The sequence below is a fragment of the Aeromonas sp. A35_P genome (assembly GCF_002259925.1).
In the GTDB taxonomy this organism is placed as follows: domain Bacteria; phylum Pseudomonadota; class Gammaproteobacteria; order Enterobacterales; family Aeromonadaceae; genus Aeromonas; species Aeromonas dhakensis.
Genome location: NZ_NEVB01000242.1, coordinates 42,724 through 65,105 on the forward strand (window position 1 = coordinate 42,724; position 22,382 = coordinate 65,105).

Sequence of the window (22,382 nt, forward strand, 5' to 3'; positions counted from 1 at the left end):
TTTGCATTAAAAAGGAAAAAAAGTGCTGTTCGCTCAACTATTCAGCACTCTCCCCGCCGTTTTACCGAAATGCAGCCGGACGGTGACATTTTGCTAACTCTGCCTCAGGGCAGGCGAAGCGACTCAGGCCCCAACAACCGGCGTTGCCAATCCGCAATCGTGCCGTGCTCCAGCCAGTCGGCCGCATGCTTGCGCCAGTTGGGCGAGAGGGCCGGATTTTCCAGCAGCAACAGCAGGTCCGCCTCGTTGCGTAGCTGATTGAACAGGATATCGGCGGTACGCTTCACCGTGAGCTCAGGGTAGGGTCTGTCCACCAGCTCCAGTCGCTCCTGCGGCATCACCATCCCCTCCTCCAGCACCCGCAGCAACCAGCCGCAGCGGCCACTGAGCTGCATCACCTGCGACATCTGGCCATAACCGAAACGCTGGTTGAGCTTGAAACAGGGTGATCTGGGCTGGCTTATCTGGATCAGCGCCTCGCCGAGTCGATAGACATCGCCGATGCAGGTCTGCGCCTCGGTCAACCCGACCCCGGAGAGGTTCTCGCCGATGCAGGTCTGCGCCTCGGTCAACCCGACCCCGGAGAGGTTCTCGCCGAAGGCGGCGGGCTGCCATGGGGTACGCGGGGCCGGCAAGCCCAGCGCCATCTGCCAGTTGTGCCACCAGGGGTAGTGATCGGCGGGATAGTAGTGCAGCGCCCGATCCGGGCCGCCATGGTGGCGCTGGTCGCACTGTTCGTCGCCAGCCAGACCATTGGCACCGCACCAGAGCGGTATGGTGGTGGCGTGTTTGTGGATGGCACTGACAAGGCCGGGAACCAGTTCGGCACCCTGGCCGCTAAAGATGGAGATCCGCATTCTCATCCTCCGGATTGACGAGAGAATGCGGATCTTATCATGTGAGGGGTCAGGCGACTGCCTGCATCTGGGTGGTCATGGCGATCTCGGCACGGCGGCGTTTCTCCGCCTTGGCCATCAGATACCAGCTGCCGAAGGTGAACAGCGACACCGACAGCAGGATCAGGCTGGCCACCGCGTTGATCTCGGGTTTCACCCCGAGCCGCACCGCTGAGAAGACCTCCATCGGCAGCGTGGTCGAGCCAGGGCCGGAGACGAAGCTCGCCAGCACCAGGTCGTCCAGCGACAGGGCAAACGACATCATGCCGCCCGCCGCCAGCGAGGGGGCGATCATTGGGATGGTGATCAGGAAGAACACCTTCCAGGGCTTGGCCCCCAGATCCATGGCCGCCTCCTCGATGGAGAGATCCAGCTCCCGCAGCCGCGCCGACACCACGATCGCCACATAGGCGGTACAGAAGGTGGTGTGCGCTATCCAGATGGTCACCATGCCCCGCTCGGCAGGCCAGCCCACCAGCTGGGCCATGGCCACGAACAGCAGCAGCAAGGAGAGACCGGTGATCACCTCGGGCATCACCAGCGGCGCCGTCACCATGCCGCCGAACAGGGTCCGACCGCGGAAGTGCGGGATCCGGGTCAGCACGAAGGCCGCCACCGTCCCCAGCGCCACCGCCGAAATGGCGGTGTAGAAGGCGATCTCCAGCGAACGCAGCACGGAGCTGATCAACTGCTTGTTGTCGAGCAGGCCGAAGTACCACTTGAGCGACCAGCCTCCCCATACCGTCACCAGCTTGGAGGCGTTGAAGGAGTAGATCACCATGATGATCATGGGCAGGTAGATGAACAGCAGCCCCAGCCACAGCATCAGCTTGGCAAAACCGAAACGTCTCATCATGCCTTGCCCTCCAGCTCTTTGGCCTGGTTACGGTTGAACAGGATAATGGGGATGATCAGCACAGCCAACATCACCACCGCCAGCGCGGAGGCCACCGGCCAGTCGCGGTTGTTGAAGAACTCCTGCCACAGCACCTTACCTATCATCAGGGTCTCGGGGCCGCCCAGCAGCTCCGGAATGACGAACTCGCCCACCACCGGAATGAACACCAGCATGCAGCCGGCGATGATGCCGTTCTTGGAGAGCGGTACCGTGATCCGCCAGAACCGGGTCAGGTTGCGGGCGCCGAGGTCGGAGGCCGCCTCCAGCAGGCTCTGGTCATGCTTGACCAGGTTGGCGTAGAGCGGCAGCACCATGAACGGCAGGTAGGAGTAAACGATGCCGATGTAGACCGCCAGGTTGGTGTTGAGGATCTGCAGTGGCTCGTCGATGAGGCCGATGCCCATCAACAGGCTGTTGAGCAGGCCGTTGTTGCTGAGAATGCCCATCCAGGCGTAGACCCGGATCAGGATCGCGGTCCAGGTCGGCATCATGATGAGCAGCAGCAGTACGGTCTGGGTCTCCTTGTTGGCCCGCGCGATGGAGTAGGCCATGGGATAGCCGATCAGCAGGCAGAGAATGGTGCTGACCAGGGCCATCTTGAGGGAGCCGAGGTAGGCCGCGATGTAGAGCTCATCTTCCCGCAACAACAGGTAGTTGCCCATGTTGAGCAGTATGGTGAGCTGATCATCTGCCCAGCTCACCACGTCGGTGTAGGGCGGGATCGCCACATCCGCTTCGGCGAAGCTGATCTTCACGACGATGATGAAGGGCAGCAGGAAGAACAGGAACAACCAGAAGAACGGGATGCCGATCACCAGCTGCCGTCCTCCCAACGACTTCAGTTGTTTCAATGCCATCATGATTGCAGCACCACGCCGCTGTCATCTTCCCAATAGAGGAACACCTGGTCATCCCAGGTCGGCCGCTTGCCGTGGCGTTCGGCGTTGGCGATGAAAGCCTGAACGATTTTGCCCGAGGGCAACTGGATGTAATAAACCGAGTGACCGCCCAGATAGGCGATGTCGTAGACCTCGCCCTTGGTCCAGTTGAAGTCCGGGTGCTCGATCTCCACCGGCTTTTGCAGGCTCATCAGCAGTTTTTCCGGCCGCAGGGCATAGGTCACCTTCTTGTTCTCGGCGCGGGAGCTGATGCCGTGGCCCACGTAGATGGGCTGCTCCAGATCGGCGCAGGCGATGGTGGCGTGGTCCTGCTCATCCTCCACCAGCAGGCCGTCAAACAGGTTGACGTTGCCAATGAACTCGCACACCAGCCGGCTGGCCGGGGTTTCGTAGATATCCATCGGGCTGCCAATCTGCTCGATGCAGCCGAGGTGCATGATGGCGATCCGCTCGGCCATGGTCATGGCCTCTTCCTGATCGTGGGTCACCATGACGCAGGTAACCCCGACCCGTTCGATGATCTCGACCAGCTCCAGCTGCATCTGGGAACGCAGCTTCTTGTCGAGCGCCCCCATGGGTTCATCCAGCAACAGCAGCTTGGGCCGCTTGGCCAGCGAGCGCGCCAGCGCCACCCGCTGACGCTGGCCACCGGAAAGCTGATGGGGCTTGCGACGGGCGTACTGGGTCATCTGCACCAGCTTGAGCATCTCCTCTACTCTGGCGTCGATCTCCGCCTTGGGCAGGTTGTCCTGCTTGAGCCCGAACGCGATGTTCTGGGCCACCGTCATGTGGGGGAACAGGGCGTAGGACTGGAACATCATGTTGATGGGGCGTTCATAGGGCGGCATGTCGGTGATGTCGACGCCATCGAGAAACAGCCGTCCCTCGGTAGGACGCTCGAATCCCGCCAGCATCCGCAGCAGGGTCGACTTGCCGGAGCCGGATCCCCCCAGCAGGGCGAAGATCTCGCCCTTGTGGATGTTGAGAGACACGTTGTCGACCGCCAGCGTTTCATCGAACTGCTTGCTTACCCTGTCTATCTTGACCAGCACTTCTTTACGCTGCTGGCTGCCCTCAAGGGCTTTCTTGTAGGCACTGGAGGCTATTGCCATCACCAAACTCCCAAACAATGCACACTGCCCCTCACGGCCGTGTCCTGGCTACTGAGACGAAGGGCTGGGCCTTCCGGCCCTGCCCTGCTGTTCTTATTTCCCGGTCTTGACCCGGGTCCAGCTACGGGTGAACTGTCGCTGGATCTTGGGTGTGCGCTCGGCGGCAATATAGAGCCGGCCAAGCACCTCTTTGCTGGGGTAGATGCCCTGATCAGTGAGCATCTTCTCATCCATATAGGAGACCGCCTTGGTATTGGGATTGGCGTACCCCACGTATTTGCTGACCCCGGCGATCACCTGGGGATCGAGCAGATAGTTGATATAGGCGTGAGCCTCCTTGACATGCTTGGAGTCCACCGGAACGGCCATCATGTCAAACCAGAGGTTGCTGCCCTCCTTCGGGACTGAGTAGGCAATCTGGATCCCCTTGCCCGCCTCTTCAGCACGGGCGGCGGCCTGCATTACATCGCCCGAATAGCCGACCGCCACGCAGATATTGCCGTTGGCCAGATCACCGATGTACTTGGAGGAGTGAAAATAGGTGACATAGGGACGGATCTCCATCAAACGGGCCTCGGCCTTCTTGAAGGTATCGGGATCCTTGCTGTTGGGATCGAGCCCCAGGTAGAGGGCCGCCAAAGGCAGCATCTCATCCCCTGAATCGAGCAGGGCGACGCCGCATTTGGCGAGCTTCTGGATATTTTCTGGCTCGAAGATAGTGGCCCAGGAGTCAATATGGTCTACTCCCAGCGCTGCCTTGACCTTCTCGACGTTGTAGCCGATGCCGTTTGTCCCCCACAGGTAGGGCACAGCATACTGGTTGCCGGGATCGTTGATCTCCAGCTGCTTGAGCAACATGGGATCCAGATTGTTCCAGTTTGGCAACAGGCTGCGGTCCAGCTTTTGGAAGGCGCCCGCCTTGATCTGCTTGCCGAGGAAGTTGTTGGAGGGTACCACCACGTCATAACCGGTATTGCCGGTGAGCAGCTTCCCTTCCAAGGTTTCATTGGAGTCAAACACATCATAGACAGGCAGAATCCCGGTCACCTTCTGGAAAGAAGGCAGCGTATCTGCACCGATATAGTCGGACCAGTTATAGATGTGTACGGTCGGAGCGGCCTGGAGCAAGGAAGAGGCTCCCAGCAACAGGGTTGCGGTCAACAGTTTGCTATACACAGAATCCATCCTCGAATTTTGGGTTAGAGAACCTGAACCCCTCACACTCCGGCGAGTTGCCCTCCGGCGAACCGGAGGGCCGATATGGCATTACTTACCGGATTTGATCTTGGTCCAGCTGCGAGTCATCAGACGCTGCACCTTGGCCGGTAGATCCGGGAAGGTGTAGATCTTCTTGAGGGTCTCGTCGCTCGGGTAGATGCCCGGATCGTTGCGGATCCTCTCGGACACCAGAGGTACGGAGGCCTTGTTACCACTTGGGTAGCTGACGGCGTCGGAGATCTGGGCGATCACCTCGGGCTTCATCAGATAGTTCAGGAATACATGGGCTTCTTCAACGTTCTTGGCATCGGCCGGAATGGCCAGCATGTCGAAGAAGCTGCCTGCCCCCTCTTTCGGGATCACGTAGGTCAGGTTGACGCCGTTCTTGGCCTCGATCGCTCGGGACTTGGACTGCTGCAAGTCACCGGAGTAACCGACCGCCACGCACAGGTTGCCGTTGGCCAGATCCGAAATGTACTTGGAGGAGTGGAAGTAGGCGGTGTAGGGACGGATGGAGAGGAACAGCTCCTCCGCCTTCTTCAGCTCGTCCGGCTTCTGGCTGTCCGGCTTGAAGCCCAGGTATTGCAGGGCGGCCGGCAGCATCTCGGTCGGCGAGTCGAGGAAGGAGACACCGCACTCCTTCAACTTGGCCATGTTTTCCGGTTTGAACACCAGGTCCCAGGAGTCCACCGGCGCCTTGTCACCCAGCACGGCTTTCACCTTCTCCGGGTTGTAGGCATAACCGATGGTGCCCCACAGGTAAGGAATGGAGTACTGGTTGCCCGGGTCGCTCGGTTCGAGCGCCTTGAGCAACGAGGTATCCAGGTTTTGCCAGTTGGAGAGCTTGGACTTGTCCAGTTTCTGGAACACGCCCGCCTTGATCTGCTTGGCCAGGAAGGGGTTGGACGGCACCACGATGTCATAGCCCGAACTGCCCGCCAGCAACTTGGCTTCCAGCACCTCGTTGCTGTCGAACACGTCGTAGACCACCTTGATGCCCGTCTCTTTCTGGAAGTCTTCCAGGGTGTTAGGCGCGATGTAGTCGCTCCAGTTGTAGACGTGCAACACCTTGTCTTCGGCCATCGCCGCGCCGCTCATCATGACCAGCGCCACCGAGGCTGCAATCATTCCCGTTTTGAAAGACATCGTCCTTGTCTCCTAAGCAAATTGTATGCGTAAGCCAACCTGCCCGGCGCCCGCCTATCCCCGCAGCTTTGCCGCCGTCAGATCCAGACTGAGCCTGGCCAGATTGACCAATTCATCCACCTGTTCCTCGGTGATCACCAAGGGGGGCGATATGATCATGGTATCGCCGACCGCCCTCATCACCAAGCCATTGTTAAAGCAGAACTCCCGACAGGTCATACCGGCCTGCAGCTCAGCCGGAAAGCGGCTGTTGGTCTGCTTGTCCTGCACTATTTCCAGCGCGGCCACCAGGCCTTTGCCGCGGGTTTCCCCCACCAGCGGATGGTCCGCCAGCTCAGCCCAGCGGCGCTGCAAATAGGGGCCGATACTATCATGAACTCGCTTAACTATGCTTTCGTTTTGCATAAGCGTAATGTTGGCAATGGCCACGGCGCAGGCCACCGGATGGCCGGAGTAGGTGAAGCCGTGGTTGAATTCGCCCCCCTCTTCCACCAGCACCTTGGCGACCCTGTCCCCCACCATCACGGCCCCCATCGGCAGATAGCCGGAGGTGATCCCCTTGGCCAGACACATGAGGTCCGGTTTGATGCCAAAACCCTCGCTGGCAAACCAGTGACCGGTGCGGCCAAAGCCGCAGATCACCTCGTCGGCGATGAGCAGGATGCCGTACTTGTCGCAGATGCGCTGGATCTCGGGCCAGTAGCTGTCGGGCGGAATGATGACGCCACCGGCGCCCTGGATCGGCTCGCCGATGAAGGCGGCCACCTTGTCCACCCCCAACTCCAGAATCTTCTCCTCCAGCTGGCGAGCACGGGCCAGGCCGAATTCGTGGGCGCTCATCCCCTGCCCTTCCCCGAAGTGATAGGGCTGATCGATGTGCACTATGCCGGGGATCGGCAGCCCGCCCTGGGCGTGCATCCCCTTCATGCCGCCCAGGCTCGCCCCGGCCACGGTGGAGCTGTGGTAGGCATTGTGGCGGCTGATGATCACCTGCTTGTCCGGCTGCCCCTTGCTGGCCCAGTAGTGGCGCACCATGCGCAGCACGGTATCGTTGCACTCGGAACCCGAGCCGGTGAAGAAGACGTGGTTGAGGTGGGAGGGCGTCACCTCGGCCAGCAGGGTCGCCAGCTCGGCGGCAGGTGGGTGGCTGGTCTGGAAGAAGAGGTTGTAGTAGGGCAGTTGCTGCATCTGGCGGGTGGCGGCGTCCACCAGCTCCTGGCGACCGTAACCCAGGTTGACGCACCACAGGCCGGCCATGCCGTCCAGAATACGCTTGCCTTCGGAGTCTTCCAGATAGACCCCCTCGGCACGGGTGATGATGCGACTGCCTTTCTTGTTCAGCGCCTGAAAATCGGTAAACGGATGCAGATGATGGCTGGCTTCCAGTTGCTGCCACTCACGGGTGGTGTGCTGCATTGCTTGCTCCTCGGTTCCTTCGATGTAAGCGATGTTTGTTCGTCAACGGATGAGGGAGAGGGACTCCCCCACTCATGCGTGGGAGAGCCTGACCTTGGCCCCGGCATTGTCGATATGAGCGGAAACGCCCTCGGACGCTCCCGGCAAGCCGATGCGCGTCAGGCGCGCACCCGGGTCACACGTTCAGCAGCAGGAACTCCCGTTCCCAGCGGCTGATCACCCCGAAATAGGTTTCATACTCCTTGCGCTTCACCGCCACGAAGGCGCGGGTAAAGCGCTCACCCAGCATCTCCTTGATGGGATCGCACTGCTCCAGGTGGCTCAGCGCCTCCTCCAGCGAGCGGGGCAGGCTGTAGGGCAGCTCGTAGGCGCTCGACTTCATCTCCGGCAGCGGCTCCAGCTTCTCCATCATGCCGAGGTAGCCGCAGGCCAGGGTGGCGGCCAGCGCCAGATAGGGGTTGGCGTCGGCGCCGGCGAAGCGGTTCTCCACCCGGCGGGCGCTGGCCTCGGAGAAGGGTACCCGCAGCCCGCAGGTGCGGTTCTCCACCCCCCACTGGACGTTGCGCGGCGCGCTCTCGCCGAAGGTGAGGCGGCGGTAGGAGTTGACGTTGGGGGCCAGCAGCGCGGTCACCGCCGGGGTGTATTTCTGCAGGCCGGCGATGAAGTGCATGAACAGCTCGGAGTTGCCGCCGTTCTCGGCTCCGAACAGGTTGCGACCGTTCTCATCTTCCAGGCTCTGGTGAATGTGCATGGCGGAGCCGGGCTCGTCGCTCATCGGCTTGGCCATGAAGGTGGCGTAAATCCCGTGACGGTGGGCCGCCTCGCGCATGGTGCGCTTGAACAGGAACACCTGGTCGGCCAGATCGATGGCATCCCCGTGCAGGAAGTTGATCTCCATCTGGGCGGCGCCGGACTCGTGGATCAGGGTATCCACCTCCAGCTCCTGCGCCTCGCAGTAGTCGTACATGTCCTCGAAGATGGGGTCGAATTCGTTCACCGCGTCGATGCTGAACGACTGGCGGGCCGTCTCCGGGCGACCGTTGCGGCCGGTGGGCGGCACCAGCGGATAGTCGGGGTCTTCGTTGCGCTTGACCAGGTAGAACTCCAGCTCGGGGGCCACCACCGGCTTCCAGCCCTGCTTCTCGTAAAATGACAGGACCCGACGCAGCACGGAGCGCGGCGCTATGTCGATCAGCTTGCCATTGATGTCGAAACAGTCGTGGATCACCTGGGCGGTGGGCTCCAGCGCCCAGGGGACGAAACGAATGGTGTTGGGATCGGGATAGAGCTGCATGTCCCGCTCCAGCGGGTCGATCATGCTGTCGTCATCCGGATACTCGCCGGTCACCGTCTGGGTGAAGATGACCTCGGGCAGGCGCATACCCCCTTCGCGCAGAAATTTGTTAGCTGGAATGATCTTGCCTCGGGCATTGCCGGTGAAATCCGGAAACAGGCACTCCACTTCCGTGATGCGATTGCTCTCCATCCAGCCCTTGATACTGTCCATGTTAAACCCCGACTCTACGGTTGCCATTGGCAAGGGTGTCTAATATATGGAACACCCTTGTTATCAAATTGTAATCGACACCACCATAAAAGCCCGCCATCAGGGGCAATGTCAAGCGCTGGTGTTTAAAAAACTATAAATAACGGCGCATATAATGACCATGGCGGGGACAAATACTAAACACCCTGTCATGGTAACGACTCACTGCAAAGCCGGTGCCAACGAGGCGTGTTACCCCCTTATGTTCTCAGTCAGACCCTGTCGGAATCGGGCCATTTTTTTGCAAGGGCGCACAATCCTTGTCCTCTTTGCTTTGCATGCCTGCATTTTTTTGGTACAAGGCCCGCCCTGATTTGCACTCTCCTGCATGGATTTGGTGCAAATACAGGACACAGGGCTTGGTCTGCAGGCAGACAGCCCCCATAAACAGGGATAATTGGGTTAGTAAACTGACTGGTAGTAAATCGTATGTGTGATTTCATGACTGAAGACCAACTGGCCTTTTACAAGGGACAGATCGAGCGCCAGATCCTCGAACTCGAAGATCGCCTCAACTCCCAGGCCAGCCAGGCCATCGCCACCGATACCAACGAGATGGCTGATGAAATTGACCGTGCCAGCATCGAGGAAGCCCGCCGTCTGGAGCTGAACCGCATCGAGCATGACAAGCTGCATCTGCGCAAACTGCGTGGTGCGCTCAAGCGCATCAGCGAAGGGGATTTCGGTTACTGCGAATCCTGCGGTGACGAGATCTCCCTCAAGCGGCTGCAGGCTCGTCCCGAGTCCCGCTTCTGCGTCGAATGCCAGAGCACCAAGGAGTTCAACGATACCCACGTGTATCGTCGTGTTGCCTGATGCCTCGCTGCCTGCTCACTGTCGTGCGGTGAGCGTTGCCGGCAGGATGAGCATTCAGGTGATAAATGAGGACACCAGGCTGCTCACTCTGGCGGATCACGGCTACGCAGCGACAGAGTGACAAGTTCTGTTAGACTCCGGGCAAGCCCCGGAATCTACAGGAGAGCAGAGAGTGAAATGGTTCCTCAAACTGTGCTTGTGTCTGCCGTTGCTGGCACAAGCACAGACCCTCACGGTCAAGGTGCCCAGCCGACCGATCAACGACCTCGACAAAGAGTATCAGCTCAAGCTGCTGGAACTGGCCCTCACCCATGCCGACCAGCCGTTCCGCATCCAGCAGGTCGAACTCAACCTCAACCAGTACAGCCTGCAGCAGCAGCTCAGCAAGGGCAAAACCATCAATGTGTTCTGGATGGGGACTTCCAGCGCCCTCGAGTCCTCCCTCATCGCCGTGCCGATCCCGTTGTTTCGCGGTCTGGAAGGGCTGCGGCTCTCCTTCATCCACGCCGATGCCCAGGAAAAATTCGACCAGATCAACTCGCTGGCCGATCTCAAGCGGCTGAAGGCGGCGCAAGGGGTGGGCTGGGCCGACAACAAGATCCTTGAAAATGCCGGTATCCCCACCTACTCGGGGCGCTACAGCAACCTGTTTCGCCTCATCAACGACGGCGACAAACTGGACGTCTTCCCGCGCAACCTGGTGGAGATCTTCGCCGAGCGCAGCGAGCTGGTGGCGCAATACCCCAACCTGGTCATCGATCAGCATCTGCTGATCCGCTACCCCTTCGCCGAGTTCTTTTTCGTCAGTCCCGAGGCGCCGAAACTGGCCGAGGCGATTCAGACCGGGCTTGAGCGGGCCTATGCCGACGGCAGCTTCATGAAGTTCTTCCGGGAGAACCCCAAGATCCGCGAGGCGCTGGCCAGTGCCAAGCTCGACCAGCGGGTCACCATCGCCCTACCCAATCCCGACATGACCCCCTTGCTCAAGAGCATTCCGGCCCAATATTGGGAGTATCCCCCACAGGGGTGACGAATCGGCCACCTCACACCGAGGTGGCACACACAGCGCGCCAGGGAGGTGCCATGAAGGGAATCGAGGAGTGGTTTGAACTGTACGGCCAGAGCCACCAACACCCGGTCAATGTGGCAATCCACAAGCTGGCGGTACCCGGCATCTATCTCTGCGCCCTGGCCCTGCTCTGGTGCCTGCCGGCCGGGCCGCTGCCACCGTCTCTCAACTGGGCTGCGCTGGTCGCCATTCCGGTGCTGGCCTTCTACCTGCGGCTGTCGTTTGTGCTGTTCGTGGGGATGGCGGTGCTGACCGCGCTGGGGCTGGCCGCCTGCCACGCCTGGCAGGGCCCGCTGCTGTGGCCGGCGCTGGCCGGGTTCGTGCTGCTCTGGATAGCCCAGTTCGTCGGCCACAAGATCGAGGGCAAGCGCCCCTCCTTCCTTGCCGACCTGCAATTTCTGCTGATCGGCCCCGCCTGGGTGCTGGCCAGCCTCTATCGTCGTTTGGGCATTCCCTACTGAGGGAAGCCAACAGGAGAGACCATGAGATACCGTCACACCCTTGCTCGCGCCCTGCCGCTGCTGCTGGGCGCATTGATTGCCGGCCCGGCGCTGGCCGACAAGGCCGACCCCGTCGGCGAGGTGAGCACCGCCTTCAAGCTGTTTGGCCCCAACCACAAGATCCTGGTGGAGGCGTTCGACGACCCGCGCATCGACGGCGTCGCCTGCTATCTGGCGCGCCCCAAGACCGGCGGCGTCAAGGGCGGGCTCGGGCTGGCGGAAGACCCCTCCCACGCCTCCCTCTCGTGCCACCAGATCGGCCCCATTACCCTGCCCGCCAGGCTGAAGGCGGGGGAAGAGGTGTTCGATGTCAGCACCTCGCTGGTATTCAAGGAGCAGAAGGTGGTGCGCTTTTACGATCAGAAGCGCAATGCGCTGGTCTATCTGACTTACAGCACCAAGCTGGTGGATGGTTCTTACAAGAGTGCGGTCAGCGCCGTGCCTATCATGCCGTGGGGCTGAATCCCCACCATTTATCCCGTGATGACGACCCATATTTGTTGTAATTTAACCACATCATAATCTGCGGAGAGCGCACCATGAGAGTCGCCGTTTTCAGTACCAAGAGCTACGACAAAGAGCACTTCAATCAGGCCAACAGCCAGTACGGTTATGAACTTGAGTTCTTCGACGTGCGGCTGGAGGCCAAGACTGCCCGGCTGGCCCACGGCTTCCCCGTGGTGTGCCTGTTCGTCAACGACGATGCCGACCGCGAGGTGTTGACCGAGCTGGCGGCCAACGGCACCAAGGTGATCGCCCTGCGCTGTGCCGGCTACAACAACGTGGATCTGGCCGCCGCCAAGGAGCTGGGGCTGAAGGTGGTGCGAGTGCCCGCCTACTCCCCGGAAGCGGTCGCCGAGCATGCGGTGGGCCTGATGATGACCCTCAACCGCCGCATCCACAAAGCCTATCAGCGCACCCGTGACGCCAACTTCTCGCTGGAGGGGCTGGTCGGCTTCAACATGCACGGCCGCACCGCCGGCATCATAGGCACCGGCAAGATCGGCATCGCCACCCTGCGCATCCTCAAGGGCTTCGGCATGCGCCTGCTGGTGAGCGATCCCTATCCGAACCAGGCGGCCATCGATCTCGGCGCCGAGTACGTGGATCTCGATACCCTGTTCCGCCAGTCCGACGTCATCAGCCTGCACTGCCCGCTGTTCAAGGAGAACTACCACCTGCTGAACAAGGAGGCGTTCGCCAAGATGAAGGACGGGGTGATGATCATCAACACCAGCCGGGGCGGCCTGCTCGACTCCAACGCCGCCATCGAGGCGCTCAAGACCGCCCGTATCGGCGCGCTGGGGCTGGACGTCTACGAGGAGGAGGAGGATCTCTTCTTCGCCGACAAGTCCAACGAGGTGATCACCGATGACGTGTTCCGCCGCCTATCGGCCTGCCACAACGTGCTGTTCACCGGTCACCAGGCCTTCCTGACCCGGGAGGCGCTGCACGCCATCGCCGACACCACCCTCAGCAACATCCGCGCCATCGACAGTCAGGGCCGCTCTGACAACGAAGTGGAATAAGGGGCCTCCCCTGCCCCTCAGCGGTTCATTGCCGTGCGCCGGGTTGTGAGACCCGGCGCCTTCGGGTAGGCTACCAGCCCTTTTTTGCTCAGGAGTCTGGCTGCCCATGTTTATCGGATTTGATTACGGTACCTCCAACTGTGCCGTCGCCGTGATGGAACAAGGCAGCCCCCGGCTGCTGAACCTGAGCGGTGCCCACTATCTTCCCTCCACCCTGCACGCTCCCCACCGGGATGCCATCGCCGGCCTGCTGGCCGAAGGGCTGGCGCCCGCCCAGCAGAGCGAGTACCTCAAGCTGCGCGGCCCCGTGGTGACCCGGGCCCAGGCGGTACGCCGCCAGATGCGCGAAGAGGGGCTGATCGACGAGCTCAGCTTCGGCGCCGCGGCGCTGGAGCGCTATCTGGAAGAGCCGGACGACGGCTACTACATCAAGTCGCCCAAATCCTTCCTCGGCGCCTACGGCCTCAAGGCACCGCAGATCGCCCTGTTCGAAGACATCGTCTGTGCCATGATGCTGCACGTGCGGCGCGAGGCGGAGCAGCAGCTCGGCGCGCCTATTCGCCGGGCCGTGGTTGGCCGCCCGGTCAACTTCCAGGGGTTGGCGGGGGAAGAGAGCAACCGTCAGGCCATCGCCATCCTTAGCGAGGCGGCGCGCCTCGCCGGGTTCGAGCAGGTGGAGTTTCTCTATGAACCGGTGGCGGCTGGCTTCGAATTCGAGGCCCGCCTCAACGAGGATGCAGTGGTGCTGGTGGTGGACATCGGCGGCGGTACCACCGACTGTTCGGTGCTGCGGATGGGCCCGAGCCATCGTGCCCAGCTCGATCGCAGCGGCGATCTGCTCGGCCACAGTGGTCAGCGCATCGGCGGCAACGACTTCGACATCCGGCTGACGGTGGAGGGCATGATGCCGCTGCTCGGCATGCACGAGACCCTCAAGACCGGCAAGCCGCTGCCCCACCCGCTGTTCTGGGATGCTGCCGCCATCAACGACGTCAGCGCCCAGAGCCGTTTCTACAGCCTGGAGACGGGCCGCCAGCTGCAGGATCTGCAGCTCGACAGCCTACCCGGCAGCAAGCTGGGGCGCCTCGCCAGTCTGCGCGCCCACAAGCTGAGCCACCAGCTGGTGTGGCGCGCCGAGCAGGGCAAGATCGCCCTCTCCCAGGAGGAGTCGGCCCAGCAATCTCTGGCCGAGCTGGAGTGCGGGCTGACGGCCGAGCTCAAGCGCGATCAGCTGGCCAGCGCCTCCACCCCGCTGCTGGAGAAGATCGGCGAGCTGATGGACGAAGCCATTGCCGCCGCCGGCGTCCAGCCGGACCGGGTCTTCATTACCGGCGGCAGCGCCCGCTCGCCCCTCATCCAGGCCTTCATCCGCCAGAAGCTGCCCCAGGTACCGCTGGAAGGGGGCGATGATTTCGGCTCGGTCGCCTCCGGTCTGGCCCGTTACGCCGAGCGGCTGTTCGGCAACTGACGCCCCGGCGGAAGGTGTCGGCGGTGACGCCAGCCCCCTTTGCAAGGCCGGTGTTGCCATTTAACGACACAGGCTCAATCCGCGGGACGACAGAAGCGGTCGGGCACGCTCCCCCTCGCCCTGCCTGGAGGAGCGCGCAGAGGGTATGCTTGTCACTCCCACTACCGGAGCCCTTTCATGCCCAGATTCTTGCTACTGCTGCTCGCCCTGTGTCTGCTCAGCGCCTGCAGCAGTACTCCCCGCTTTGCCTCGCAAGACCTGCAGCACCACCACTGGGTGCTCGACAAGCTGGATGGCCAGCCCGTCACTGCAGCGCGAGACAATCCGCCCGATTTCGAGATAGGTGAGCACTTCACCGTCAACGGCATCGCCGGCTGCAACCGCTACTTCGGTCAGGGTCACCTCGAGGGGAGCAAGTTCTGGGTGACCAGTCTGGGCAGCACCGAGATGGCCTGCCAGGCCCCGCTCGATGCGGTGGAGCAGGCGGTGCTGACCACTCTCACCGAAGGGGCCACCCTGGATGGCACCACCCAGACCCTGATCCTGCAGGGCAAACGGCATCGTTTGGAATACACCCTGCGCGACTGGGTGCTGTAACCCCCCCCTTCGTATCACAAAGCCGGATCACAAACAGGAACATGTGCCCCGCCTGTGGCACAATATGAGGCAGTGCTCGCAATGGAGGCTGCCTCAGCCATGTCGATGGACCGTCTGTTTGACAAGATCAAACAACTCCCCACTATTCCACAGCTGCTGCATGAGTTGATGCAGAGCTTCAGCGATGAAAATGCCCGCATCGACCAGATCGCGGCCAAGATCGCCATGGATCAGGTGATCAGCGTCAAGGTGCTGCGGATGGCCAACTCGGCCGCCCTGCGCCGTGGCAACGAAGTCACCTCCATCGAACAGGCGGTGATCCGCCTCGGTTTCAACCGGTTGCGATCTGTGGTGGTCGCCTCCGGCATCATCGGCAGCTTCAAGGCCCCTCCCAGCTTCGACAAGAACAAGTTCTGGACCGAGACCTTTCAGGTTGCCACCATCGCCAAGACCCTGGCCCAGGAGGCCAAGGTGCTCGACCCCGAGACCGCCTTCACCTGCGCCCTCATCCACAACATCGGCGAGCTGCTGATCCAGAGCACCCTGCCGGAAGAGGCGGAGCTCATCAATCTGGCGATCCAGAAAGGGAGCAGCCGGGTCGAGGCCCAGCGCGAGATGCTGGGGTACGACTACGCCCAGCTCGGGGCCGAGCTGGCGCGACGCTGGAACCTGTCGGAGGCCTTCGTCGACGCCATCTCCCAGCAGCTGGATCCCCTCTCCCACGATCCGGTCAGCAAGGAGGCGGTACTGATCCGCCTGGCGGTCTTCATCTCCTTCGCCTGGAACGCCGGGGTGCCGGCCCAGGCCATCATAGCCCGCTTCCCCAAACCGCTGGCCGACCAGCTGGGACTGGATCCCAAGTCCCTCGCCGGCCAGCTCGAAACACTGCATGAACAGGGTAATGCCCTCGCCGATCTTCTGACTCAATAAGCATCATGACCCATCCGTTTCTGTTTCATCCCCAGGTGGCGCCCTGGTTCAAAGAGAGCGCCGACGCCCTGCAACTCACCCTGTTCAGCGAGCTGGACGCGCCGATCCGCGAGGTGTGGCTGCGCCATGAGCCGGACAACGAGGAGTATCTGGTGCCGATGACGGCGGTCTCTACCCGCGATCGGCTGCAGGTATGGCAGGGCACCCTGCCGCTTCACAAGGGGCAGGACATTCATCTCTACTGTTTCAAGTGTCTCACCGACGAGGAGCAGTGGTGGCTGCACGGTGCCGGCGTCAGCTCGGCCATGCCGCCGCGGGAACAGCATTTTCGCTTCAACAGCCTGCACCAACCGCCGGCCTGGGTGCAGGATCAGGTGTTCTACCAGATCTTCCCGGACCGCTTCTGCAACGGCGACCCGTCCCTCAGCGTCAAGCATCACGAATATGAGTACCGCGGCAAGGCGGTCATTAGCAAGGCGTGGGGCGAGCCGGTCAGCCGCCACGAGGAGGGCCACGGCGCCTGCGAGTTCTACGGCGGCGATCTGGCGGGCATCGATGCCAAGCTGCACTACCTGCAATCTCTCGGGGTGACGGCGCTCTACCTCAATCCCATTTTCGATTCGCCGAGCAACCACAAGTACGATACCCAGGACTACTTCAAGGTGGATGCGCATCTGGGCACCAACGCCCAGTTTGCCGAGCTGACCCGCAACCTGCACCAGCGCGGCATGAAGATCATCCTGGATGCGGTGGTCAACCACACCTCCACCGAGCACCCCTGGTTCTGCCCACCGCTGGGGGCCCAGCGCAACCCGGATTCACCGTGGCGCAGCTTCTACACCTTTGACAGCGAAGGGGATTACGTCAGCTGGAAGGGCATCCGCAGCCTGCCCAAGCTCGACTTCTCCAGCGAACAGGTGCAGGACGCCGTCTATCGCGCCGATGACGCCATCCTGCGCTACTGGATGCGCGCCCCCTACCAGATCGACGGCTGGCGCTTCGACGTCATCCACATGCTGGGGGAGCGCGGCACCGCCGAGGGCAACCGCGGCCACGTGCGCGCCATTCGCGGTGCGGTGAAGCAGGAGAACCCGGACGCCTACGTGCTCGGCGAACACTTCTTCGAGGCGAGCCAGTGGCTGCAGGGGGATCAGGAGGACGGCGCCATGAACTACTACGGCTTCGCCCACCCGATCCGCGCCTTCCTAGCTGGCCAGGACATCGCCTACCACCCCATCAAGATCAGCGCCGAAGAGCTGGATCGCTGGCTCAAACTGGCGCGAGCACACATCCCGTTCAAGAACCAGCTGGCCCAGTTCAACCTGCTGGACAGCCACGACACCGCCCGCTTCCTCCATCTACTGGGGGAGGACAAGCAGCGGATGCGGCTCGCCGCCACCCTGCTGCTCACCTATATCGGCGTGCCCTCCATCTACTACGGCGATGAAGTGGGGCTCTCTGGCGGCAACGATCCGGACTGCCGTCGCTGCTTCCCGTGGGAGACCACCGCCTGGGACCACGTGCTGCACGACCATTACCGCCGGCTGATCCAGATCCGCCGGCAGCGTCCGGCCCTGCGCCGCGGCGACATCCAGACCCTCTATGCCGGCCCCCACAGCTATGTGTTCGCCCGCACCCTGCAAAGCGATCAGGTGGTGGTAGCCTGCAACCGTCACCCCAGCGAGCCGCGCACCATCAGCCTGCCCCTTTGGCAGACCGCCAGTCCTGCCAGCCGCTTCACCGACGCCTTCAACGGCGACAAATTCGAAGTGGTGCAGGGGGAGGTGCAGCTCACCATCCCCGCCAACTCGGCTAGAGTGCTGCTCTCCAGCTAGGCGTCAAAAAAGCGGAACCCTGTGTTCCGCTTTTTGTTAAAGCCCCCGAGATCGCATAAAGTTGTTTGAACTGGGTTGGATTTCTCTATGAATCATCTAGTTAGTTCACTCAGAGTGGAATAAAACTGGCATCATATCGGACCGCATCAGCCCCTTTTCGGCTAAACTGGCCCAAGGCACATAAATTGCTTGTCACTTGGCATCACTAGCGAGAATCCGTCATGTTCGACAATAAAACCCTATTGATTACCGGCGGCACTGGCTCGTTTGGCAAGATGCTGGTCAAGACAGTGCTGGAACGCTACAAGCCGAAACGGCTGATCATCTACTCCCGCGACGAGCTGAAACAGTTCGAAATGCAGCAGGTCTTCAACGCCCCCTGCATGCGCTACTTTATCGGTGATGTGCGGGATGCCAACCGGCTCACCATGGCGATGCGCGGGGTCGACTATGTGGTGCATGCAGCGGCGCTCAAGCAGGTGCCGGCCGCCGAATACAACCCCATGGAGTGCATCAAGACCAACATCCACGGGGCCGAGAACGTCATCCAGGCCGCCCTGCTCAATCAGGTCAAGAAGGTGATCGCCCTCTCCACCGACAAGGCCGCCAACCCCATCAACCTGTACGGCGCCACCAAGCTGGCCTCCGACAAACTGTTCGTCGCCGCCAACAACATCGCCGGCCAGGATCCGACCCGGTTTGCGGTGGTGCGCTATGGCAACGTGGTGGGATCGCGCGGCTCGGTCGTGCCCTTCTTCCAGAAACGGATCGATCAGGGCGCCACCACCCTGCCCATCACCCACGCCGAGATGACTCGTTTCTGGATCACCCTGCAGCAGGGGGTGGACTTCGTGATGAACAACTTCCCGCGCATGAAAGGGGGCGAGATTTTTGTGCCCAAGCTGCCCTCGGTGCGGATCACCGACCTGGCTACCGCCATGGCCCCTCAGCTGGACCAGGAGATCATCGGCATCCGCCCGGGTGAGAAACTGCATGAAGTGATGTGCCCGTGTGACGACTCCTACCACACCTTCGAGTTCGACGACTTCTTCATCATCGGACCGACCATCAACTTCAACAATCGCAACAATGACTTCTCCGTCACCGCCTCGGGTGAAAAGGGAACCATGGTGGCCCAGGGGTTCGAGTACAACTCCCGTGATAACGCTGATTTCCTGACGGTTGAGCAGCTGAAAGAGTTGAACAGCAAGGTGGTAATGGAATGATCCCGTACGGCAGACAGTCGATCAGCGAAGCGGATATCGAAGCCGTGGTCGAAGTATTGAGGTCAGACTTTCTGACCCAGGGGCCCGTGGTGCCCCGCTTCGAGCAGGCAGTGGCGGATTACTGCGGAGCCCGCTTCGGGGTGGCGGTCAACTCAGGCACGGCCGCCCTGCATATCGCCTGTCTGGCACTGGGTGTCGGCCCGGGTGACTGGGTCTGGACCTCCCCCATCAGCTTTGTCGCCTCGGCCAACTGCGCTCTCTATTGCGGGGCTCAGGTCGACTTCGTCGACATCGAGCCCGATACCGGCAACATGTGCGCCATCGAGCTGGAGCGCAAGCTGGTAGCCGCCAAGGCTCAAGGATGTCTGCCCAAGGTGGTCATCCCGGTACACTTCGCGGGCCTGCCCTGCGACATGCAGGAGATCCACCGCCTGGGACAAGAGTACGGCTTTCGGATCATCGAGGATGCCTGCCACGCCCTCGGCGCCCGCTATCACGACGAACCCACCGGAAACGGCCGCTACAGCGACATCACCGTCTTCAGCTTCCACCCGGTGAAGATCATCACCACCGGCGAGGGCGGCATGGCGATGACCAACGACCCTGCCCTCGCCAAAACCATGCGCATGTTGCGCAGCCACGGCATCACCCGAGATCCGGCCGACTTCATCAATGAGCCGGACGGCCCCTGGTACTACGAGCAGCAGATGCTGGGCTTCAACTACCGAATGACAGATATCCAGGCTGCATTGGGGTTGAGCCAGATGAGCAATCTTGAAGCCTGGATCGCCAAGCGGGGCGAAATTGCCCATCGTTACTTCGAAGCATTGGCCCCCGAACGTCTGCCCCGTTATTTCGGCGAAGAGCGGCGCAGTGCCTTCCACCTGTATGTACACCATGTAGCACCCGAACTGCGCAGTAACCTGTTCCAGCGCCTACGCGATCATGGTATCGGGGCCAACGTGCACTATATGCCCATCTACAAGCAGCCTTGGCACCAAGAAGGCCATAAGTCCCCCCTGCCGATGGCAGAGGTTTACTATTACGGTGCCATAACTCTCCCGCTTTTCCCTCATTTAACGACAGCGGAACAACATCAGGTATTTACATTGGTAACTGCCGATGCATAGCAGTACATAAAAGAACAAGCAGGCTCTGAGCTTGCCGTCAAAAGGTCCAGATACTCGATATACAGAGAGATAAAATGACGGATACAGCAATCTTGCCAGTTGTGATGGCGGGGGGATCAGGTAGTCGGCTCTGGCCTCTTTCTCGTGAGTTATATCCAAAGCAGTTCATGCCGCTGTTGGGTGAAACCTCAATGCTGCTGGATACCATTGGCAGGGTCAAAGAACTTGCCGCTCACCCCTTCACCGTGGTTTGCAATGAGGCCCATCGCTTTATTGTCGCGGAGCAGTTGCGGGCAGCCGGAATCCAGAACCATATTCTGCTGGAGCCATCAGCACGCAATACGGCCCCAGCTATCGCTGTGGCAGCCCTGCATGGTATGACGATCGCTGATGACCCCGTGTTGTTGGTGTTGGCTGCAGACCACGCAATCAAGGAGCCGCACGCCTTCCGACAAGCCATAGAGGCAGCATACCCCTTTGCAGCCAATGGCAAACTGGTGACATTCGGCATCGTCCCCCAAACAGCTGAAACCGGTTATGGCTACCTCAGAGCAGGAGAATCTCTTGGGGGGGGCGTTTCTCGCGTTGACGCCTTCATCGAAAAACCGGATCTGGACACGGCAAGACAGTATCTCTCCTCTGGAAAATACCTCTGGAACAGCGGCCTCTTTATGTTCAAGGCCAGCCGCTATCTTGAGGAACTTAAACTTTATCGCCCTGATATCTTGGCCGCTTGTGAAAACGCGTTCAGCACCAGACAGCATGATCTCGATTTTATCCGTGTCGGCTGCGCGGCCTTTGAGGCATCGCCCAGCGAGTCAGTGGATTATGCTGTGATGGAAAAAACGCAAGATGCCGTCGTCGTGCCCATGGATGCTGGATGGAGCGATGTGGGCTCTTGGTCCACCCTGTGGGAGGTCAACGAGAAAGACGCGCAAGGGAATGTCCTAGAAGGCGACATCTTGGCGCTTGACACAACAGATTGTTATATCAAAAGCAGCAACCGGCTAGTGACCACCATTGGATTGGACAGGCTAGTCATAGTGGAAACTAAGGATGCCATACTCGTTGCCGCGCACGACAAGGTTCAAGAGGTCAAGACTCTGACATCACGTCTTAAAAGTATGAATCGCACAGAAACCGAACGTCATCGCGAGGTTTACCGCCCATGGGGCAAATACGATGCTATTGACAGCGGAGAGCGCTTCCACGTCAAACGCATCACAGTTAAGCCTGGTGCCAAGCTTTCTCTGCAACTGCATCACCACAGGGCCGAACACTGGATAGTGGTCTCCGGAACAGCCAGGATGACAATGAACGGTGTCGAGCGTTTCATCACGGAAAATGAGTCCGTCTATATCCCTATTGCAACCGTTCACTCGTTGGAAAACCCGGGTAAAGTCGACTTGGTACTTATCGAAGTTCAATCAGGCTCCTATTTGGGGGAAGATGACATAGTGAGGCTGGGGGAGCACTATCACAAAGATGGGAGCGAGCCATGCTGAGCACCAAGACGATTATCCAGCATAGTGGTTTGGGCTTTGGTACAAGCGGTGTAAGGGGCTTGGTCAGCCAATTGACGCCGGAAGCCTGCCAAGCATTTACGCATGCCTTCATCTCAGTCATGCATGAGCGCTATACCTTTAACAAGGTAGCGCTAGGCATAGACAACAGGCCCAGTAGCCTTAGCATAGCAAACGCCTGTGCTGCTGCCCTGCAACAACGTGGAGTTGAGCCCCTCTTCTATGGGGTGCTACCAACACCGGCCTTGGCATTACAAGCCATGCATTGCCGCATTCCGGCCATCATGGTTACCGGTAGCCATATCCCACATGACCGAAATGGTCTCAAGTTCTATGGCCCTGGTGGAGAGATCACCAAAGCTGAAGAACGACAGATCCTAGGCTGTGTTCTTAAAGTGATGAATATATAATCTCAAATCTTCTCAACAACTTAAGACCTATGCAATGTCACGTCGTTACCAGTTGACCGATGCACAATGGGGGCTTATCGAGCCCCTTTTTCTATGCCGCCGCATAAGCGGACGCCCTACTCGTGAGCCGCGCCAAGTGCTTGATGGCATTCTCTGGATTCTTCATACCGGCGCACCTTGGCGAGACCTGCCAGAACGTTTCGGCCCATGGAGCTCGG

The 22,382-nt window shown here is 60.6% G+C and carries 22 protein-coding genes; 14 read left to right on the forward strand and 8 right to left on the reverse strand.

What is annotated here, in order from left to right; translation table 11 throughout:
• Positions 1-104 precede the first annotated feature (104 nt).
• From CAK78_RS19815 to CAK78_RS19850, 8 genes are all read right to left on the reverse strand, one after another.
• Positions 105-857, reverse strand: a complete 753-nt coding sequence (locus CAK78_RS19815; RefSeq protein WP_094698417.1) for an MOSC domain-containing protein — start codon at positions 855-857, stop codon at positions 105-107.
• Positions 858-906: 49 nt separating this feature from the next.
• On the reverse strand, positions 907-1,752 hold the full coding sequence (locus tag CAK78_RS19820; RefSeq protein ID WP_010635772.1) for an ABC transporter permease subunit: 846 nt from the start codon (positions 1,750-1,752) through the stop codon (positions 907-909).
• Complete coding sequence (locus tag CAK78_RS19825) at positions 1,749-2,654, reverse strand: ABC transporter permease subunit (RefSeq protein WP_176452867.1); 906 nt, start codon at positions 2,652-2,654, stop codon at positions 1,749-1,751. Before CAK78_RS19825 ends, CAK78_RS19820 begins: the two co-directional genes overlap by 4 nt.
• Complete coding sequence (gene potA / locus CAK78_RS19830) at positions 2,651-3,805, reverse strand: polyamine ABC transporter ATP-binding protein (protein WP_005306611.1); 1,155 nt, start codon at positions 3,803-3,805, stop codon at positions 2,651-2,653. The genes CAK78_RS19825 and potA overlap by 4 nt, the downstream gene beginning before the upstream one ends.
• Positions 3,806-3,898: 93 nt before the next feature.
• Positions 3,899-4,990, reverse strand: coding sequence for a polyamine ABC transporter substrate-binding protein (locus tag CAK78_RS19835; RefSeq protein ID WP_094698419.1), 1,092 nt, complete (start codon positions 4,988-4,990; stop codon positions 3,899-3,901).
• 81 nt (positions 4,991-5,071) lie between these two features.
• Positions 5,072-6,169 carry a polyamine ABC transporter substrate-binding protein gene (locus CAK78_RS19840; protein ID WP_094698420.1) on the reverse strand — a complete coding sequence of 366 codons (1,098 nt, stop codon included), beginning with the start codon at positions 6,167-6,169 and terminating at the stop codon, positions 5,072-5,074.
• A gap of 54 nt (positions 6,170-6,223) precedes the next feature.
• Complete coding sequence (locus tag CAK78_RS19845; protein ID WP_094698421.1) at positions 6,224-7,585, reverse strand: aspartate aminotransferase family protein; 1,362 nt, start codon at positions 7,583-7,585, stop codon at positions 6,224-6,226.
• 175 nt (positions 7,586-7,760) lie between these two features.
• Positions 7,761-9,092 carry a glutamine synthetase family protein gene (locus CAK78_RS19850; protein WP_005306624.1) on the reverse strand — a complete coding sequence of 444 codons (1,332 nt, stop codon included), beginning with the start codon at positions 9,090-9,092 and terminating at the stop codon, positions 7,761-7,763.
• A 468-nt stretch (positions 9,093-9,560) separates the two neighbouring features.
• Here CAK78_RS19850 and CAK78_RS19855 point away from each other — a divergent pair, with 468 nt between their 5' ends.
• The 14 genes from CAK78_RS19855 to CAK78_RS19920 all read left to right on the forward strand — a co-directional run.
• On the forward strand, positions 9,561-9,947 hold the full coding sequence (locus CAK78_RS19855) for a TraR/DksA family transcriptional regulator (RefSeq protein WP_010635769.1): 387 nt from the start codon (positions 9,561-9,563) through the stop codon (positions 9,945-9,947).
• 172 nt (positions 9,948-10,119) lie between these two features.
• Positions 10,120-10,977, forward strand: coding sequence for a hypothetical protein (locus tag CAK78_RS19860; RefSeq protein WP_094698422.1), 858 nt, complete (start codon positions 10,120-10,122; stop codon positions 10,975-10,977).
• Positions 10,978-11,030: 53 nt separating this feature from the next.
• Positions 11,031-11,477: an Mpo1 family 2-hydroxy fatty acid dioxygenase gene (locus CAK78_RS19865; protein WP_094698423.1), complete on the forward strand. Its 447-nt coding sequence runs from the start codon at positions 11,031-11,033 to the stop codon at positions 11,475-11,477.
• Between the two features lie 21 nt (positions 11,478-11,498).
• Positions 11,499-11,978 carry a CreA family protein gene (locus CAK78_RS19870; RefSeq protein ID WP_094698425.1) on the forward strand — a complete coding sequence of 160 codons (480 nt, stop codon included), beginning with the start codon at positions 11,499-11,501 and terminating at the stop codon, positions 11,976-11,978.
• A gap of 77 nt (positions 11,979-12,055) precedes the next feature.
• Positions 12,056-13,045: a 2-hydroxyacid dehydrogenase gene (locus CAK78_RS19875; RefSeq protein ID WP_010635765.1), complete on the forward strand. Its 990-nt coding sequence runs from the start codon at positions 12,056-12,058 to the stop codon at positions 13,043-13,045.
• A gap of 106 nt (positions 13,046-13,151) precedes the next feature.
• Positions 13,152-14,513, forward strand: coding sequence for a molecular chaperone (yegD, locus tag CAK78_RS19880; RefSeq protein ID WP_094698426.1), 1,362 nt, complete (start codon positions 13,152-13,154; stop codon positions 14,511-14,513).
• Positions 14,514-14,690: 177 nt separating this feature from the next.
• Positions 14,691-15,110: an META domain-containing protein gene (locus CAK78_RS19885; protein ID WP_176452868.1), complete on the forward strand. Its 420-nt coding sequence runs from the start codon at positions 14,691-14,693 to the stop codon at positions 15,108-15,110.
• An 81-nt stretch (positions 15,111-15,191) separates the two neighbouring features.
• Positions 15,192-16,040, forward strand: coding sequence for an HDOD domain-containing protein (locus tag CAK78_RS19890; RefSeq protein ID WP_017764864.1), 849 nt, complete (start codon positions 15,192-15,194; stop codon positions 16,038-16,040).
• Between the two features lie 5 nt (positions 16,041-16,045).
• A complete protein-coding gene (gene malZ / locus CAK78_RS19895) occupies positions 16,046-17,875 on the forward strand; it encodes a maltodextrin glucosidase (protein ID WP_017784202.1) in 1,830 nt (609 codons plus the stop codon).
• A gap of 221 nt (positions 17,876-18,096) precedes the next feature.
• Positions 18,097-19,101: a UDP-N-acetylglucosamine 4,6-dehydratase (inverting) gene (pseB, locus tag CAK78_RS19900; RefSeq protein ID WP_094698428.1), complete on the forward strand. Its 1,005-nt coding sequence runs from the start codon at positions 18,097-18,099 to the stop codon at positions 19,099-19,101.
• Positions 19,098-20,231, forward strand: a complete 1,134-nt coding sequence (pseC, locus tag CAK78_RS19905; RefSeq protein ID WP_094698430.1) for a UDP-4-amino-4,6-dideoxy-N-acetyl-beta-L-altrosamine transaminase — start codon at positions 19,098-19,100, stop codon at positions 20,229-20,231. The genes pseB and pseC overlap by 4 nt, the downstream gene beginning before the upstream one ends.
• Before the next feature lie 74 nt (positions 20,232-20,305).
• Positions 20,306-21,736: a mannose-1-phosphate guanylyltransferase/mannose-6-phosphate isomerase gene (locus CAK78_RS19910; RefSeq protein ID WP_094698432.1), complete on the forward strand. Its 1,431-nt coding sequence runs from the start codon at positions 20,306-20,308 to the stop codon at positions 21,734-21,736.
• On the forward strand, positions 21,730-22,164 hold the full coding sequence (locus CAK78_RS19915; RefSeq protein ID WP_303396024.1) for a hypothetical protein: 435 nt from the start codon (positions 21,730-21,732) through the stop codon (positions 22,162-22,164). The genes CAK78_RS19910 and CAK78_RS19915 overlap by 7 nt, the downstream gene beginning before the upstream one ends.
• Before the next feature lie 34 nt (positions 22,165-22,198).
• Positions 22,199-22,382 (forward strand): transposase (locus CAK78_RS19920; protein ID WP_141214210.1); only part of this gene is annotated, 184 nt, incomplete at its 3' end.